10 protein-coding genes are annotated in these 18,260 nt (G+C 61.8%); 5 read left to right on the top strand and 5 right to left on the bottom strand.

Annotation, left to right across the window (positions count from 1 at the left end; genetic code table 11):
- Positions 1-320: 320 nt before the first annotated feature.
- From ABIA90_RS25550 to ABIA90_RS25535, 4 genes are all read right to left on the bottom strand, one after another.
- Positions 321-1,967 (bottom strand): metallophosphoesterase, encoded by a 1,647-nt coding sequence (locus ABIA90_RS25550; protein ID WP_354119713.1) that lies wholly within the window; start codon positions 1,965-1,967, stop codon positions 321-323.
- Positions 1,964-4,090: a hypothetical protein gene (locus tag ABIA90_RS25545; RefSeq protein WP_259258673.1), complete on the bottom strand. Its 2,127-nt coding sequence runs from the start codon at positions 4,088-4,090 to the stop codon at positions 1,964-1,966. The genes ABIA90_RS25550 and ABIA90_RS25545 overlap by 4 nt, the downstream gene beginning before the upstream one ends.
- 5 nt (positions 4,091-4,095) lie before the next feature.
- A complete protein-coding gene (locus tag ABIA90_RS25540) occupies positions 4,096-7,251 on the bottom strand; it encodes a tetratricopeptide repeat protein (RefSeq protein WP_354119714.1) in 3,156 nt (1,051 codons plus the stop codon).
- Positions 7,252-7,935: 684 nt separating this feature from the next.
- Positions 7,936-11,376 carry a tetratricopeptide repeat protein gene (locus ABIA90_RS25535; RefSeq protein ID WP_354119715.1) on the bottom strand — a complete coding sequence of 1,147 codons (3,441 nt, stop codon included), beginning with the start codon at positions 11,374-11,376 and terminating at the stop codon, positions 7,936-7,938.
- A 580-nt stretch (positions 11,377-11,956) separates the two neighbouring features.
- On the opposite strand from ABIA90_RS25535, the gene ABIA90_RS25530 reads away from it, so the two are divergent.
- The 5 genes from ABIA90_RS25530 to ABIA90_RS25510 are packed head-to-tail and all read left to right on the top strand — an operon-like array spanning position 11,957 to position 16,728.
- Positions 11,957-12,166, top strand: a complete 210-nt coding sequence (locus ABIA90_RS25530; RefSeq protein WP_007607931.1) for a ferredoxin — start codon at positions 11,957-11,959, stop codon at positions 12,164-12,166.
- Between the two features lie 59 nt (positions 12,167-12,225).
- Positions 12,226-13,446 (top strand): cytochrome P450, encoded by a 1,221-nt coding sequence (locus tag ABIA90_RS25525; RefSeq protein WP_354119716.1) that lies wholly within the window; start codon positions 12,226-12,228, stop codon positions 13,444-13,446.
- A 32-nt stretch (positions 13,447-13,478) separates the two neighbouring features.
- A complete protein-coding gene (locus tag ABIA90_RS25520; protein ID WP_085403954.1) occupies positions 13,479-14,813 on the top strand; it encodes an MFS transporter in 1,335 nt (444 codons plus the stop codon).
- A gap of 3 nt (positions 14,814-14,816) precedes the next feature.
- Positions 14,817-15,479, top strand: a complete 663-nt coding sequence (locus ABIA90_RS25515; protein WP_354119717.1) for a sulfite oxidase-like oxidoreductase — start codon at positions 14,817-14,819, stop codon at positions 15,477-15,479.
- A gap of 25 nt (positions 15,480-15,504) precedes the next feature.
- Complete coding sequence (locus ABIA90_RS25510; RefSeq protein WP_354119718.1) at positions 15,505-16,728, top strand: bifunctional alpha/beta hydrolase/OsmC family protein; 1,224 nt, start codon at positions 15,505-15,507, stop codon at positions 16,726-16,728.
- Between the two features lie 61 nt (positions 16,729-16,789).
- Here the strand turns inward: ABIA90_RS25510 and pdxR are convergent, their stop codons facing one another.
- Positions 16,790-18,235, bottom strand: a complete 1,446-nt coding sequence (gene pdxR / locus ABIA90_RS25505; RefSeq protein WP_354119719.1) for a MocR-like pyridoxine biosynthesis transcription factor PdxR — start codon at positions 18,233-18,235, stop codon at positions 16,790-16,792.
- Positions 18,236-18,260 lie beyond the last annotated feature (25 nt).

Here is an 18,260-nt window from a genome sequence, read left to right as displayed (position 1 = left end):
TCGCCGTCGCATCGAAAGTCGCATCGTCATCTGCTCTCCCTAGGGGCCGGACGACGCTTCACAAAGTGAAAAACTAGCACACTGCGTGAATGGGATCACAAATGGAATGGGATTTCGATTTGCCGCGCTCGGCCCGGCGCAAGAGAAAGGCTTAGGCGGCGTAGCGGCCGCTGCGCGTTGTCCGGACTGCCGGAGTCGCCGCTCCTAGACGCCGCCCACATCGTAGCCAGCGGATTGGCCAACCAGTGGTGCCCAACGGCATACCACTGTCGAAGTTCCATCATGCCGCCTTCGACACCCATTTGAACGGCTGGGTTGTCTCAGTTACAGCGTTCGTCGCCTGGCTCAACTAGGCTTCCGATCCCGTTCTCCGGCATATGCCATCTCCAAGTTTTTGACGCCGGGATGCCCGATTGATAGACCACAAACACAGCCGAATAGCATGGCGGCAAGTCCTCCAGTTTGACAGCACGCAATGCCTCACTGGCCGGGAGACGTTTTTCGCGAACGCGGACGAGGAAGCCGTTCTCATCAATAGTGCGCTGGAACGCGCCCGTATTGTGCACCATTACCTCTTTACCCTGCTCAATCGTCACCGGCCAACCGACTTCTAGCGCGTGCGTGTGCCCATAAACGAAGATGCGTATTCGCTCGTCAGTGTGTAGGTGACCAGCCACGTGGTCCCGCATGACGTGCCGCCGCGGCACTAGCTGGGCTTCTCTCACCGCGCCCGCTGCCCCGACGCTACACTTCTGGGAGCTATCGCGCAGAGTCAGTTGATCGCAAAGCGCACGTACGTCGTCATCAGATAGTCTTGTCTTGTCTCGGGCGAGGGCACTCAACTCATTCCTTAGCGCCTGCGACGATGTATCGTTTCCCGTAATCTCCGCGCGCAACGGGTCGCCCGCACCAAGGGCCTCAAGGAAGAGCTTGAAGCCGATTTCCTCGCGCGCGATCCCAAGATTCCAGCGCTCGCGGTCGTTGCTGGCCGTATTGGAGTCGCCCCCAAGTGCCTCCATTTTTTGCGCAAACGAGGTCTCAAACAGGTTGAAGGCGATGAACCGTGCAAAATCGCCAGTCGACTTGAGATAGCCGCGATCCGCGATCCGGTACTTCACTCCGACGGTTTCCGGAGCAATGTTGTCAATGATTTCGTATTCGCCTTCTTGCGAATTGAATACGCGTTGCACGAAGCGTTCACCCCAGGGCCGCACGAGAAAAGTGCTTCCCCCACTCTCGTACGTGATGGCAGGCCAATCGGGATAGCGGTTCACATCGCTGCCAATTTGGTGACCGTGCTCGGCGACAACTTTTCCATCAGGCGATTTCCACACGCCTGTTGTCACCCGATTGATACGGCCGCTGCCGACGTCCAAAGCAACGCCAACCGGCTTCCAGACGGCCGAGAGAAGCAGTGCCGAGTCGTGATTGCCTGGAATGATGTGAATCCGGTTCTCACCGCGCTTCGAAAACTCGCGCAGGCGCGCGAAGTCATTGGCGTGGGCCGCGACCACGGTCTCAACGATGCGCACCATCTCGGGAATGGTGCAACCAGTATCGGCGTTATTACCATCGCACGCAATGCCTGCCGGTGGCTGCCACAATTCAAGAAAATCTCCGACAATCACGAGGTCGACTTGATTGGCGCTTCGTCTGCCAAGTTCTTCTAGAAATCTAGCCAGTGCGCTTGACCAACGGAAATCCTCTTCCGGGGACCACCCCCCGTTTGCTTGCCGACCAAGACCGAAATGAAGATCGCTGATGAATGCCAGGAATCGTTGCTGCGGCGAGCCCGGCGGCTGCGCGAACGGCGTTGTCGACGCATCAGCCCCTGGATTAGGCATGGTGCGTTCCTGCGCGGACGCGCTTTCGCCCCCCGAAAGCGATGCGCATACGGCAATGACAGCGACCATGGCCAGTGCCTTGCGCCTAAACGAGCTGATTTGCGCTCCAAGTTCGTTTTTCATGGCGGACACAACCTGACATAGGGATCACCAACGAGGACGAATTCTAATGCCATATCCTCCAAACGTTGTTGACGGTCTCGGTTGGCAAAGTGATGGGTGGTGGCGGCAGTCGCTTCACTGAAAATCTGCGCCAGCGTCGGTGTCGTGCCGTTTCGGCGGTGAGCCATTACTATGTTGGTAAATTCCAGGGCGAGCCGCGCGCCATAGTCCAGGCGAACCTTGAAGGGCGATACAATCATTGCGTCCATGCCGTTACTGTTAAGCTTGGTCAGGATCGACAAATCGCTGGATGGGCTGCCGGTCGCGCAGGATGCCAGCAGTGCGATACTGCCGCGGGAGTATTTCCGCCGCAATTCTCCCGGCAGAACACGCTCTTCGGCGGTTTCGATATAGATCCCCTGGCCATCATGGTGTGCCAGCAATACGAGACCCTCCCCGGCCGTGTCGGAACTGCTAGCGCTCGTCGACAAATACTCTCGTAGGCTGCTATTTCTGGTCAACCAAGCCTCGCCAGTTGCGGGTTGTGCCGCGTTTAGTTTGGCTAAATCCGCTTGTGTCCGGGCATCAACCAAATCCTTTGTATCGCGCGAGACTCCGAAAGACCAAGTTCGAATACAACGTCCCGGGCCATAACGTTCCTCCGGCAATGGCTGCAACACCGTAATCGGCCTCGACACACCTCGCGTGTTGCCAGCTCCAGCGATCAGGCCGAGGGGCATGTAGAGCTTTTGGTTCTCGGATCCGACCAGCCGAGCCAACACCACCGGTGCAAACTCAGCTTCAGAGATAGCTTTGAGCGCCGCCTTAGCACCGTCCGCCTTTGCCTCGTCGCCTGGCTCAGCACCGAAAATCTTGGTCGCAAGCTCATTGGCGACTTGTGCATAGGCGGCGGTGCTTCCTCTGTCGGCGGCCTTCCACGCCAGATCTATTTGAAACGGTAACCCATTTGGCTCGCCTATATAGTCGCTGAGCCAATGACCGAGTCGCCACGCGTACACGCCGCGCTCTCCATCGGGCCGACCCGCCGGCGGCGCGGAGTATTGTGTTTTGTCGATGAAGATGGCGAAGCTCTGCTTCTGGGCTTGAGTTGTCTTGATTTCAAACACATGAAGTGCGGCTCGGATTGGGCGCTCTTCGTCGCTGCCCGGGCCAACTCCGAAGGCGGGATCAAGCAATGTCCCGAAACCGCCTTTTAGTGCCTCCTCGCCATTAATCGTGCAATTGGGCACGGTTGTTCCGTCTGCGATCGCAACGGTTTGGAGGAGATGATCGATCGGATTGTTGTGGACGTCCCAAATCGTGAAAGCAATCACCGCGCAGCCGGCTGTCGTGGCATCCTTTAGGCGGACCTGGAATGGAACGTGACCTGCTGCGATCGCGCTGGAAAAGTCCGCGACCTCCATCTTCCCGCTTCGAAAGCTGGCAATGAGCCTGTTCTCAGCAGTGGCGCTACGGTTTTGTTGCCGAAGCAATTTTTTGCGATCGATCGTCATCGACTTGACGGGTAGGTCGTCGATCAATATCTGCGGCGTCACCGGCACAGGCCGTATTTTCAGCTCGACTGGTTCCTGCGGCGCGTTAGCAAGATAACGTTGAACTGCTGGAGAAACCTCCGTGCCAGCGGCATTTGTCGCCCGTATCTGACGGTAATTATAGGCGGAAAGGTCAAGAACCATAGTATAAGAAGCATTTGTCTTAGCGTTGAGCTTGGCATCCTTCTCGGTGCCGCGAGTGAAAAACGTGTTCCAGTACACTCCCTGCACCGCGCGCGCCGCGAATAGGGGCGCGGATGGAAGATTGGGTGGGGTCGACGGTGGCACTTGCCCTCGCGGCACATCCGAATTGCTTTGGCGAGCACGTTGGCAAGGACGACATCCATCGGCACCATCTTCGATGCTCGTCCAGTCCGAATACAGGATTTGTTGCGAGCGCTTGCCTGTTTCGGGATCGGTACACACCGCGGTCGAATAGAAATCAGTCGGCGCCTTGAAAACCTCACAGCCGCGCAGGGTCGCACCGCTCTTCGAATTGTGCGCACAGAAGCATTCATCGGCGCGCGCTGTTTGACACGTGGCCCCGACAAGCGCGAGGATCATCACCGTAATCGCTGCTGTTTTCGGCATGGCCGTCACTCGATGAGGATGTATGGAGCCCAGATGCGGGGATCTTTAAGTTTGTCGTCCTTGAGATAGGAAAGCTGGATTTCACGTAGCGCCTTGGCGGGATCGCTGCGCGCCTGGCTCAACCAAGTCTTGTAAAACTTGATCATGAAGTCGCGCGCCTCGCCGTCGTTGAGTGGCCATAGCGTCACCAGCACGTTGCGCGCACCGGCGGTCCGCAGAGCCCGCACCAGGCCATAAACACCTTCGGAATAGTCGAGGCCGCCCTGGGCCGTATCGCAGGCCGAGAGCACCACGAGTTCGCTACCTTCGAGGTTCAGCCCCTGCGCTTCGAGCGCGAAAAGGATGCCGTCGGTGCCCTCGCCTCCGAGCTCGCGGTTGGCTCCTGCAAGCGCGACACCAGATAGCAGCATTGGCTCGCGCACCGCGCTCGAGCCGGTGGTCCCCGCCAGTGCGACAGCCGACGGAAGCATCTGCTCGGGCTCGTTCGGGAGATAGAAGCCGTGGGTCGCCAAATGCAGGACCCGCGGCGGTGATTCCAGAGCCATCAGCCTGGCCTTGCTGGCGTCTGCGCCCAGCCAGGTGTCCGCCGGCTCGTCCTTGCGCCCCAGCTGATACCACTCCTTGACTCGGACCACCTCCTCACCGCTGGCTGGCAGCTTTTTGAAGTCACGGAGCGTTCTCGCTGCGAGGGCTACCGCATCCTTGCGGTCTGCAACAGGAATGCTGTCTGGCTTTCCTACTTCGGGCAGTGGGCCGAAATCGATGTCACCAAGCGCCAATAAACCGCGCGCCGGCATATCGGGATCGGGGCGCAGCAGATCGCGCCCGCTCTGCAGCAGGCGCAGCTGCTGCCGCTCCGCCCAGTAACGACCGTCGGCAAGCCTCAGCCGCGCGAACGGGATACGATTGAGAAGCCCGTCGGGCGCAATATAGACCGACGTCGCGCCGGCAAGCTTATCCTCGAACCGGCCGAACAGCTTTTGGTATAGCGCCGCTGCCGCGGCATCCGTGAGCTCTGCCGTCGACCGACCAAGCTCCGATTTTGGGCCAAGATCGACCACCACCGGCTCATCGGAGCCGGCCAGCAACAGTGCCGCGAAGTGCGGCTCCTCATCCAGCCTTCCTCTTCGAAAATCAACCAGCTGGAATTCGCGGAACTCGACCAGCGCCGCGCCGACTGGCAAAGCCTTTCGCAGATCATCAAAGTTGGCGGTCAAAACGCGTAGATGGTCGTTGTAGTCGCGACTGAGCTCGCCGAGCGCACGTTGCTTGGTCTCCCATGCCCGCAGCGCCTCGTCGTACGTGTTGGAGGCGCCTCGCGCCGCGCCCGACAACGCGCTTCGCCACACGCCCACCAGCGACAAGCGCTGCCTGCCGACCTCGTCGGCCAGCGCCCGCACCCGTGGATCCGCCGACAGCCGGGCCAGTCGCGCCAGATAGGCTTCCTCCTCCCCCTGAAGTAGCTTGAAGCGCAACATCACGGTGCCTGCAAGCTGGCGGGCATCGCGACCGCCAGGCTGTTCCGTCGCCAGGGTCAGTACGACATTCTGGAAGTTGGCACGCGATGACACGAGCTGGCGGCGCACGGCGCCGGCGTTGGTGCTATTGACTTCCTGGCCAATCCAGTCGAGCAGATGCGGCTCCATCTCCTGCAGCATCCGTACCGCCTCGCCCGAACGGCCCGAGTTAATCAGAGGGGTCGTCATATTGAGCTGGACTAGCAAAGTATTTGGATGGTGAGGCCCAAGCGCCTTACGGGCCACTTTCAGCACTGCTTGATACAGCGTATCCGCGTCCCCATGGCGCCCCAAAGAGGTGTAGAGAGCGGCCAGATTGTTGACGCTGGTTAGTGTGTCCGGATGGTGGAGCCCAAGCACCTCACGCCTTGCCTGTAGTACCTCCTGATACTGCGGTTCCGCCTCGGTGTAGCGGCTTTGGAGGTAATGAACAGTGGCCAAGCTGTTAAGGCTCTTAAGCGTATTTGGATGGTGAGGCCCGAGCGCCTGGCGGCTTGCCTCCACTACCTCGTGATATTTCTGCTCCGCTTCCTCGTAGTTGCCTTTGTCCTCGTCGAGACCCGCCAAGTTGTGGAGGCTCAGGAGGGTGATTGGATGGCGGGGTCCGAGCGCGTCGTGAGCCGCCTTTGATACTTCCTGAAAAAGCGGTTCCGCTTCGTCGTAGCGACCCTGATCGCCGTAGAGAGCTGCCAGGTTGTTTTGGGTGAGCAGGGTGTCTGGATGGTGAGGTCCAAGCACCTCGCGCCTCCCGTCCAGAGTGTCTTGCAACAGCCGTTCCGCCTCGCCATAGCGACCCCTGGCCTGGTAAAGACCGGCCAGGTTGTCCTGGCTCACAAGAGTCTGTGGATGGTGGGGGCCGAGCACCTCCCGCCTCTTCTCCAGTGCGTCCTGAAACAGCGGTTCCGCTTCGCCGTAGCGACCCTGATCAAGATAGAGCATGGCTAGGTTGTTGAGGCTCAGGAGGGTGTCCGGATGGCGAGGCCCGAGCACTTCGCGCCTCCCCTGCAGTGCTTCCTCGAACAGTGATTCCGCTTCGCCGTAGCGGCCCTGAGCTTGGTACAGGCCAGCCAGATTGTTGAAGCTGTTCAGGGTGTCCGGATGGCGGGGACCAAGCGCCGCACCCCTCCTCTGCAGCGCTTCTCGGAGTAGCGGTTCCGCCTCGCCATAGCGTCCCTGCGCCTTGTAGAGAGTTGCCAGACTGTTGAGGCTGTTCAGAGTGCTCGGATGATAGGTCCCGAGCACCTCTCGCTTCCCCTGCAGCGCTTCCTGATACCGCGACTCTGCCGCGTCGTACCGGCCCTGGTTCTCGTAGAGGTTGGCGAGGTTGTGGAGGCTGACGAGGGAATCGGGATGGCGAGGGCCAAGCACCTCGCGCCTCTTCTCCAGTGCTTCCTGAAACAGCGGCTCCGCTTTGTCGTAGCGGCCCTGAAGATTGTAAAGCATTGCTACACTGTTGAGGTTGTTTAGGGTCCGCGGGTCCCGATCGCCGAATGCCCGTCGCGCCAGGGCGAGCGCTTTTTCAGCCAGCGCAATTTCCTTTGAAAAGTCGCCGGCCTGATGCGCCATGCTCGCCTGCGCGTTCAACGACTGCCATTGCTGCGAGACATCGGCCCATTGCGCGCTGGACGACGAGACTACCATCATTGCGAGCGCCACTGTGCATGCAAGCCAGCACAGGCGGGACCACCTCGATCTATGCGCCATCGCTAGCTCCTCTTGTCACTTTGCAACAGTACTCTGCAGCACACGGACCAGCTCATCTGATCCCAAAGTACAATCACGACCAGAAGGTCGGCCTCCGTGCCCTCTTGAATAGGCACAGCAGAAACGGTCGCATCTGATTGTGCAACAGCAGCGGACAGCAACCGGCCGCCAGATCAGCAGACGCTCGCTGCAGGCGGTTGATCGAACGGTGATCAGGGGATGCTTACTGCCGCGCGCAGCAGGTTGGGCACAGCGTGGCGGTAAAAGTCGCGTTCGACGTGCACCGCTTTCGACGACTACCCCACCGCCGGGCTGGGCGACCATATCTCGTCGTTGTATCGAAGGTCGGGTCGTCATCTCCTGCTCCATAGGGGCCGGACGACGCTTCGGACGATCACAGAAAGAAAGAGTAGCACATTTCGCGCCGGCCGGCGTGAATGGGATCACAATCAGAATGGGATTTCGATTTAATTCCTTTGTTGTTGGCGCCCTTCATGTCGCCAATAATTGCGCGTAGTTAAGTGGGTTTTATGCAGACTGGCTCGGCCAGCGACGATGCTCTCGGAAACAAGAGCCTACGGATCGTCGAAACCGCTAGCGGCGCGGCTGCAAAGGATGGCTGTCTCACTCGATGAGGATGTATGGCGCCCATATGCGGGGATCTTTGAGTTTGTCGTCCTTGAGATAGGAAAGCTGGATGTCACGTAGCGCCTTGGCGGGATCGCTGCGCGCCTGGCTCAGCCAAGTCTTGTAAAACGCGATCATGAAGTCTCGCGCCTCGCCGTCGTTGAGCGGCCACAGCGTCACAAGCACGTTACGGGCACCGGCAGTGCGCAGCGCCCGCACCAGGCCATAGACACCTTCCGAATAGTCGAGGCGGCCCTTGGCCGTCTCGCAGGCTGAAAGTACCACCAATTCGTTGCCCTCGAGGTTGAGCCCCTGCGCTTCGAGCGCGAACAAAATCCCATCCGCGCTCTTGGCCGCGAGCCCGCGGTTGGCGCCCGCGAGCGCGATACCTGATTGCAGCATCGGGTCGCGCGTCTCATTTGCGAGATAGATGCCGTGGGTGGCGAGGTGCAGAACCCGCGGGGGCGACGTCATTGCCATTAGCCTTAACTTGCTGGCCTCCATGCCGGACCAGAGTTCGGCCGGTTCGTCCTTGCGCAGCCGCTGATACCACTCCTTGACCCCCATCGCTTCCTCGCTGCTGGCAGCGAGTTGCGGAAAGCCGTTGCCAAAACTTCCGGCGGCGCGGCTGACCGCGCCCGAATTGACTGCGGTGTAGACAACACTGCTCTGATTTCTTGTTTCGGCAGCGGCGGCGCCAAAGTCGATGCCGCCCAGTGCAACCAGCCCGCGTGCCCGCTTGTCAGGATCGGCACGCAGCAGATCCCGGCCGCTCTGTAGCAGCCGCACCTCCTGCCGCTCGCCCCAGTAGCGACCATCGGCCAGTTTGAGCTGCGCAAACGGTACAAGGTTCAGGATCCCATCGGGGGCGACATAAACCGTCGAGGCTGAAGCAAGGTGTTGCTCGAACGGCGCGAACAGCTGTCGGTACAATGTCGCCGCGGCTTCATCGGTCAGCGCCGTCGTCAGCTGAGGCATATCAGGGATCGGGCCGAGATCGGCCACCACCGGAGCGTCGGAGCCGGCCAGCAGCATCGCCGCGAACCGCGGTTTGTCTGGTGTCCCCGTGCGGAAGTCGACCGGCCGAAATTGGCGAAACTCGATAAGCACGGCGCGGGGCGGAACCGCCGCGCGCACATCTTCGAGATTCGCGTTCAGGACACGCAGATGGTCCTCGTACGGGCGACTGAACTTGCCAAGCTCGCGTTGCTTTTCGTCCAGCGCTTGCAGCGCCTTATCGAACGCGCCAGGCTCGGCCTGCGCCGCAGTGACAAGAGCGGCACGCAGCTTCGCGACCTCGCCCGCCAGCGTCCGCACCCGTGGGTCCTGAGAGCTGCGAGTTATACGAGCCAAATACGATTCTTCCTCGCTCTGCAGGAGCTTGAAGCGCAATATTACGTTGCCGGCGACGCGGCGAGCTTCGCCGCTGTTCTGTGCAATCGCCAGGTTCAGCACCGCGTCCTGAAAGGGCGCTTGCGAGGAGACGAGACGACGGCGGACCGCGTCGGTCTCGGTGCTGTACTCCTGTCCGATCCAGCCGAGTAGATGGGGCTCCATCTGCTGCAGCTTCTTCACAGCCTCTTCCCTTCGGCCCTGATTGACCAGAAGGAACGCTGAACTGAGCTGGATCCTGAGTGTATCCGGATGGCCTGGCCCGAGCACCTCGAGGCTCGTCTGAAGCGCCTCCAGATAGAGCTTCTCTGACTCCTCGTAGCGACCCTCGGCTTGGTAGAGATCAGCCAGTGCCTTGAGGCTGTTCAGGGTATTCGGATGGCGCGGCCCCTGCAACTCGCGACTTACCTGCAGCGTTTCGAGAAAGAGCGGCTCCGCCTCGCGATAGCGGCGCTGGTCCTTGTAGAGCAGAGCGAGGTTGTGGAGATCGACCAGGGTGGCCACATGGCGGCGTCCGAGCATCTCGCGGCTCGCCTGCAGGGCTTCCTGGAAGAGCGGCTCCGCCTCGTCGTAGCGGCGCTGATCTTGGTAAAGAGATGCCAGGGTTCTGAGGCTGAGTACAGTACTAAGATGACGCGGTCCGAACGCTTCGCGGCTCGCCTGCAGCGCCTCACCGTAGAGCTGTTCCGCCTCGCTGTAGCGCCCCTCATCCAAATAAAGTTCAGCGAGGCGGTTTAGGCTGGTCAGCGTGCTAAGGTCACGGGGCCCGAACGCCTCGCGGCTCGACTGCAGCGCCTCCCGGTAGTACGGTTCAGCCTCACCAAAATGGCCTTCGGATTGTAAAACAAAACCGAGACCGACGAGGGCTGTCACCGTCTGTTGATGGCGAGGCCCGGACGTCTCGCGGCTTACCTGCAGCGCCTCCCGAAAGAGCGGCTCCGCTTCGGGGGGGCTACCCATGGTTTGGTAAAGCATAGCGAGGCGACTGAGGCTGCTCACCGTGTCTGGATGACGGGCGCCGAGGACGTTGCGGCGTTCCTGCAGTACTTCCTGATAGAGCGGTTTAGCTTCCTCAAGGTGGCTCGCGTATACGTAGAAATCAGCCAAGTGATCGAGGGCGGACAGCGTATTCGCATTGTGAGGCCCCAGCGTCTCGCGGTTGGCCCGGAGCACTTCTTGGTAAAGTGGTTCCGCTTGCTCCCAGTGACCCCAGTATTGGTAGACATGAGCGAGCGCGTCGATGCTATTCAGCGTTTGTGGATGGCGCGGGCCCAGCGTCTCGCGGCTCGCCTGCAACGCTTCCAGGTAGAACGGCTCCGCCTGTTCGTAGCGACCGCGATCCCGGTAAAATGAAGCTAATGCATTGAGGCTGCCTAGGGTGTCCGGATGACGGGCGCCGAGCATCTCGCGCCTGGCCTTCAGCGCCTCCCGGTAGAGAGGTTCCGCCTCGTCATAGCGGCCCAAGGCGTTGTAGACCTGAGCGAGGCCGTCAATGCTGATCAGCGTTTGTGGATGGCGCGGGCCCAGCGTCTCGCGGCTGGCCTGCAACGCTTCCCGGAAGAGCGGTTCCGCGTCGCGGTAGTGGTTCCAGGCTTGCTGGACCTGAGCGAGGCTGATGATGGTGATCAGCGTCTGTGGATGGCGAGGCCCTAGCTTCTTGCGGCTGGCCTGCACCGCTTCCCGGAAGTACGATGCTGCTTCCCGGAACAGCGGCTCCGCCTCGTCGGAGCGACCGCCTAGTTGGTAAAGCTGCGCTAGAGAGATGAGGATTGCCAGAGTCTGCGGAGCCCGATTACCGAATTCCTGGCGCGCCAGTCGCAGCGCTTGCTGAGCCGGTAGGATGCCCCTGCTGGCGTCGCCCGCCTTAACGGCTTCCCCCACTTCTGTAACCAGCGACTGCAATTGCTGTGAGGGATTGTCTTTTGGCGCCCTCGCGCTAGCAAATGATGCCGCTAATATCGCGAATGCGGCCACCGCGATCGCCAGGCGGGAGAGCGGCTGCGTGCGTCGCAGAGCCATCGCTCGCCCCTTTGCTCGGATGCTCACTGCAATCTCCTTCAAATAAGAGATTTGCGCCGCCACTTCCGCAATGAGGTTAGTCCAAACCGCCCGAGGTCCCTGTGAACCGCTTCACATGTTGCTCCAACTCCAGACTAGCTGGGCGGCTCCTAAAATCGCCGGCTGTTGTTATGTCTGCGATGCAGACGCCAATGCGTGTGCACGCAGAAAGCCCTTCGAGGTGGCGAAAACGGCCTCGACCGTAGCTTGAAGCCGTGGATTTGGCGGCGCTCACTGAAAAATGACGTCCGTTCAATGGCAGTTGTTGGCCGACACCATCAGCGGCTGAGGAAGGTCAGGCTGCCAATATCGGGGCGATAGCCCAGCGTCGAGGCAACGCGCCGGATTCGGCGGGAACATCCTGCTATCGCAGTTGGAAACTTTCGCACCATTTGCTGACGGTTTCGCAGTAATCGCTAGACTGTCCACTATAAGTTTGCGCTTGACAGGGGAAGCCCGCCGCGAATGTAATAGCATATAACTTAAAGCGGCGGCAAATGCCGCCGATAAAATTGACATGAGGATCGCGCGGCCTTCGGGCCCCGCGCACACGACCGAGGAAGCCGCCATGACAGAGCGACTGAGGGTTCACGTCGATCCCGACAAATGCCAGGGCCACGCACGCTGCAAGGCGCTCGCACCGGAGCTGTTCGAGCTCGACGAATACGGCAACGCCCACGAGGCCGGGGACGGCACCGTGCCGCCCGGCCTCGAAGACAAGGCCTGGCTTGCCAAATCCAACTGCCCGGAAATTGCGATCGATGTGATCGAGGAGTAGCGCGGCCCCTGCCCGCTTGCGTGCTTTTAGCGAACACGAGCCCCGAGGGATTTCCTGCCATGTCCGACGTCAGCCAGCCTGTCGCCCACCCGCCCGTCACCGACTGGGTCAACGATTTCGACCACACCGATCCGCAATGGACGGAGGATCCGTTCTCGATCTGGGAGGAGCTTCGCTCCGCGAGCCCGGTGGTGCATACAAAGCGCTTCCTCGGCTGCTACATGCCGACGACTTATGAGGCGGTGCGCGAGATCGCCAACGACACCGAGCATTTCTCCTCGCGCCGCATCATCGTCCGTGACGTTCGGCCCGAAGTCGCCAGGAACGCCGCTCCGCCGATCACCTCCGACCCGCCCGTGCACAAGCCAGCCAAGCAATTGCTGTTGCCGCCTTTCACTCCGGACGCGATGAAGAAGCTGGAACCGCGGATGCGCGCGATCTGCAACGAGCTGATCGACGGGTTCATCGCCGATGGCAAGGTCGATGCCGCAGCGCGCTACAGCAAATATATTCCGGTTCAGGCCATCGCCCACATGCTCGGCATTCCCGAGAGCGACAGCGATCTGTTCATCGACTGGATCCACATGATCCTCGAGCTCGGCATCAAGGACGAGAGCAAGCTGCTCCAGGCCGTGCAGGAGATGAGCGCCTATTTCAGGACGCATATCGAGGAGCGCAGATCGAAGCCGACTGACGATCTGATTTCCTATCTGATGAATGCCAAGGACAAGGAAGGCCAGCCCCTGGAAGAGTCCCATGTGCTGGGTTCGCTGCGGCTGCTCCTGATCGCCGGCATCGACACCACCTGGAGTGCGATCGGCTCCTCGCTCTGGCATCTCGCCCGGACGCCGGCCGACCGCGAACGGCTGATCGCCGAGCCCGGGCTGATCCCGATCGCCGTGGAGGAGCTGCTGCGGGCCTATTCGCCGGTGACCATGGCCCGCGAGGTGGTCAAGGAGACCACGATCTCGGGCTGCCCGGTCAAGGCGGGCAACATGGTGCTGCTGTCGTTCCCGGCCGCCAACCGCGACCCCAAGATGTTTCCGGACGCTGACAAAGTCGTGATCGACCGCCGGGAGAATCGCCATGCCGCCTTCGGCCTCGGCATCCACCGCTGCGTCGGTTCCAACCTTGCACGCATGGAGATGCAGGTTGCGCTGGAGGAATGGCTGAAGCGGATCCCGGACTTCTCCCTCGATCCGGCAGGCACGGTGACCTGGTCACAGGGCACGGTGAGAGGCCCCCGCCAGTTGCCATTTCTGTTCGGAAAGGCGATGTAGGCCTTTCCAAGACCAACGGAGAGAGGCCGGACGTGACAGAGCAAGCAACCCTACCGGCCTCTGATCACATCGATATCGACATCGACATCGCCGACGCCAAACGGCGGATCAAGGCGATCTTCATCGGCTCGATCGGCAATCTCGTCGAGTGGTACGATTTTTACGCCTATACGGCGTTCGCGCTCTATTTCGCTCCGGCCTTCTTCCCTGGCAACGACCCCGTCGTCCAGCAATTGAACGTCGCCGTGGTGTTCGCGGCGACCTTCCTGATGCGCCCCTTGGGCGGCTGGCTGTTCGGCTACATCGCGGATCATTTCGGCCGGCGTATCTCGCTGACGTTATCCGTCGTCTTCATGTGCTTCGGCTCGCTGATCATCGCGCTGACGCCGACCTATGCGACCATCGGTTTCGCCGCGCCGGTGATCCTGGCACTCGCCCGCGTCATCGAAGGCCTGAGCCTCGGCGGCGAATATGGTGCCAGCGCGACCTATCTCAGCGAGGTTGCCGATCCCAAGCATCGCGGCTTCTATTCGAGCTTTCAATACGTCACGTTGATCGGCGGCCAGCTCACCGCGATCATTGTGCTGCTGCTCCTGCAAAAGGTCTTCCTCACGCCGGAGGAGCTCAGAGCCTGGGGCTGGCGCATCCCGTTTGCGATCGGCGCGGCGCTGGCGATCTTTGCCGCAGTGATGAGACGCAATCTGCACGAGACTGAGGCCTTCGAGGAAGCCAAGAAGGTGGTGAAGCCGACCGGCTCGCTGGCCAATCTGCTACGCTACCCGCGCGAGTTGCTGCTGGTAGTGGGCCTCACGGCCGGCGGCACCGCGGCGTTCTACACCTTCACCACCTACATGCAGACGTTCGTCAAGCTCTCGGTCGGCCTGACCGAGGACCAGACCACTTTCGTGATCTTCGGCACGCTGATCTTCGCGACCATCCTGCAGCCGATCTACGGCGCGATCTCCGACAAGATCGGCCGCAAACCGCTGCTGATCTTCTTCGGCGTCGCGGGTACGCTCGCGACCGTGCCGCTGCTGATGACGCTGAAGGAGACCAAGTCGCCGTTCATGGCCTTCATCCTGATCTGCTGCGCCTGGCTGTTCGTCGCCGGTTACACCTCGATCAACGCCGTGGTGAAGGCCGAGCTGTTCCCGACCAATGTCCGCGCCCTCGGCGTCGGCCTGCCCTACGCCATCACGGTCTCGATCTTCGGCGGCACGGCACCGGCGATCGCGCTCTATTTCAAGAGCATCGGGCATGAGGAGTGGTTCTATTACTATCTCGCCGGCGTCATCTGCCTGTCGCTGATCATCTATTCCACCATGCGTGACACCAAGCACGCCTCTGCGATGCATCGCCACGAGTAGCTCATGGCCGACGACAACGAGCCGCCCGACAGCAAGCTGACGCGCACCAAGGAGAAATGGGCGCGCGAAGGCCGCTTCCTCACCGGCCGCGTTACGCGACCGGAGGATCAGCGGCTACCGCCGGGCCAGCATCTCATCAAGGACTGGCCGGTGCTCGATCTCGGAGTCGTGCCGCCGGTTTCGCGCGAGCGCTGGCGGCTCGACGTTTACGGTGCGATCGAGACCCCCGTGTTCTGGACCTTCGCCGAATTCGCGGCGCAGAAGCAGGCGCAGATCACCTCCGACATTCACTGCGTGACGACCTGGTCGCGCTACGACAATCAATGGGAAGGGCTTGCGACGCGCGAGCTGCTCGCAGCTTGCCAGCCGCGCGAGGATGCGCGCTTCGTGGTCCTGCATTCCCATGACGGCTACACCACCAACCTCACGCTGGAAGACTTTGCCGCCGAGGACGCCCTGCTCGCCCACAGCTGGTCGGGTCAGCCGCTGACCGAAGAGCACGGCGGCCCGGTACGGCTCGTCGTGCCGCATCTGTATTTCTGGAAGAGTGCCAAATGGCTTCAGGCCATCGAATTCCTGACCGAGGACGCGCCGGGCTTCTGGGAAGTCCGCGGCTATCATAACCGCGGCGATCCCTGGGCCGAGCAGCGTTATTCAGCCGACTAGGTTCAAGCAAGGACGGGGGAAGCCCATGCCGACCGAACGCTTTCAATTCACCGGCGAAGGTGGCCATCAACTAGCCGCCGCGCTGGAGCTGCCCGATGGCGAGCCCGCGGCCTACGCGCTGTTCGCGCACTGCTTCACCTGCGGCAAGGACACGCTGGCAGCAAAACGCATCTCGGTAGCGCTCGCCGCCAAGGGCATTGCGGTGCTGCGCTTCGACTTCACCGGGCTCGGCTCCAGCGAAGGCGATTTCGCCAATTCGACGTTCTCCTCCAACGTCGCCGACCTCTTGCGCGCCGCCGATCATCTGCGCCAGGTCCGCACGGCGCCGTCGATCCTGATCGGCCACAGCCTCGGCGGTGCCGCGATCCTCGCCGCGGCCGGAAGGATTCCGGAAGCCAAGGCTGTCGTGACCATCGCGGCGCCGTCCGATCCCGCTCACGTCACCGGTCTGTTCAGCGCGCATCTCGACAGCATCCGCGCACAGGGCGAAGTCGAGGTCTCGCTCGCGGGTCGCCCGTTCCGGATCAAGCGCGAATTTCTCGACGACATCGCCGAGCAAGAACTGATGAAGGACATCACCGGCCTGCACAAGGCCCTGCTGGTGATGCAGTCACCTGTCGACGACACCGTCGGCATCGACAATGCGACCAAGATTTTCGTTGCGGCCAGGCACCCCAAGAGCTTCGTCTCGCTCGACCACGCCGATCATCTCCTGACCAAGCCAGCCGACGCCCTCTACGCGGCCGACGTAATCGCGGCCTGGGCCAGCCGCTACATCGACACCGCGAAGCCCGCGAAGGCGATGGATCTCGCGGAGGAGCCGCGCAAAGTGGTCGTGCAGGAGACCCGCAAGAGCAAATTCAACCAGCTCATCACCGTCGGCCCGCATCATCTGGTGGCGGACGAGCCGATCGCGGCCGGCGGAGAGGATGCCGGCCCCGGCCCCTATGACTTCCTGCTGGCCGGCCTTGGTGCCTGCACCTCCATGACCATGCGCCTCTATGCCGATCGCAAATCGCTGCCGCTGGATCGCGTCACGGTCACGCTGAAGCACTCGAAAATCTACGCCAAGGACTGCGCGGAGTGCGAGACGCGCGATGGCATGCTCGACCAGATCGAACGCGACATCGCGATCGACGGCGCGCTCGATGCGGAGCAGCGCAAGAAGCTGATGGAGATCGCCGACAAGTGTCCGGTGCACCGGACGCTGACCTCGGAGATCCGCATCGTTACGAAGGCCGTGGACTAGCGCGTTATTGTTTAAGCATGATCTTTTCGGAAAACCGCTTCACACTTTTCCGGATCATGCTCTAGAAGCACGACGCCATCGTCCGCACCGCCGCGCTGATCTCATTCTCGCGCCAGGCCGCGAAGCCGAGCAGCAGGCCATGGTCGCGTGGACGGCCGAGCGCCAGACTGGACAAGGCCCGCGTTTCGACGCCTGCCTCGACCAGCCTTTGCACCGCCGCCTGATCGGCGCGACCGCGCTTGAGGCGGGCGACCAGCTGGATGCCGCCCGAGGGCACTTCGGCGGAGAGAACTTCGCCCAGATGGCGCTGCAGTCCCTCGACAAGGTGATCGCGGCGCGCGTGATAGAGCCGCCGCATCCGACGCAGATGCGCGAGAAAATGCCCGTCGGCGATAAACTCCGCCAGCGCTTCCTGGATGTGGCTGGAGGCGATCAGCCCGATGTGCCGCTGTGCGATTTCCAGGGTGCCGACCAGCCCTGGTGGCGCGACGACATAGCCGAGCCGGATATCCGACGTCATCGCCTTCGAAAACGTTCCGACATAGAACACGCGGCCATGGGCGTCTAACCCCTGCAAGGCCGGCACCGGCCGGCTGTCATAATGGAATTCGCCATCGTAATCGTCTTCGACGATCCAGGTCTCGCCCGGCCTGCTCATGCCCAGGAATTCGGTGCGGCGCGCGAGCGACATCAGCCGCCCGGTCGGATGTTGATGCGAGGGCGTCATGAAGATGAGCTTTGGCGCGGTCATGCCCGGCATCCGCTGCATGCCCTGCTCATCCAGCTTCATCCCCATCACGCGCGCGCCGGAGGCGCGGAAGGCCGCCGCAGCGCCGGGATAGCCGGGGTCCTCGACCCAAACATCGTCGCCGGGCGTGATGAGCGCAGCCGCAATCAGGGTCAGAGCGGCCTGCGCGCTCGGCAGGATCAGGATCTGGTCTACGGTGGCACGGACGCCCCTGCTGGCGGCCAGATAATGCGCCAGCGCCTGGCGCAGGCGCGTCCGGTTGACCGGTCCAAGCTCGCGCTTGCCTGCGCGCACCGCGCTGCGGCGCAGGCAGCGGGCCCACACTTCATGCGGAAACTCCCGCGCATCTCCATGCCCCGGACGCAGGGGTTTCAGTGGCGCCTGATAGGACATCGGCCAGTCGGTCTGCTTGAGCTTCGACGCCCAGGGCGAGAGCCGCGGCTTGCCAGAGCGGACGCTCGGTGCGACGGCGCCTGTCCCTTCGTTACGGCCGCCGTCGACCGTGACCATGGGACGACGACCGTGCGACGCTTCGAGATATCCCTCGGCGGCGAGCTGCTCGAAGGCATAAGTGACGGTGTTGCGCGAGACGCCGAGGTCGCTCGCGAGCCGGCGGCTCGACGGCAGCGCGCGGCCTTTGCCGAGCCGACCGGTCGCGATCAGGTCTCGCAGCTGGCTCGTCAGTTGCGCCGTCAGCCCCTCGTCGTCGGTCCGCTTCAGCTCGATCAGGGCGGAGATCACACCTTCCAAAACTGGCACCTTATTCCTTTCCGATCTGGCACTT

This window comes from Bradyrhizobium sp. LA6.8, from assembly GCF_040547935.1.
GTDB lineage: Bacteria > Pseudomonadota > Alphaproteobacteria > Rhizobiales > Xanthobacteraceae > Bradyrhizobium > Bradyrhizobium barranii.
Note: the sequence above shows the minus strand (reverse complement) of the source record. Positions and strands in the feature narration are given on the sequence as shown.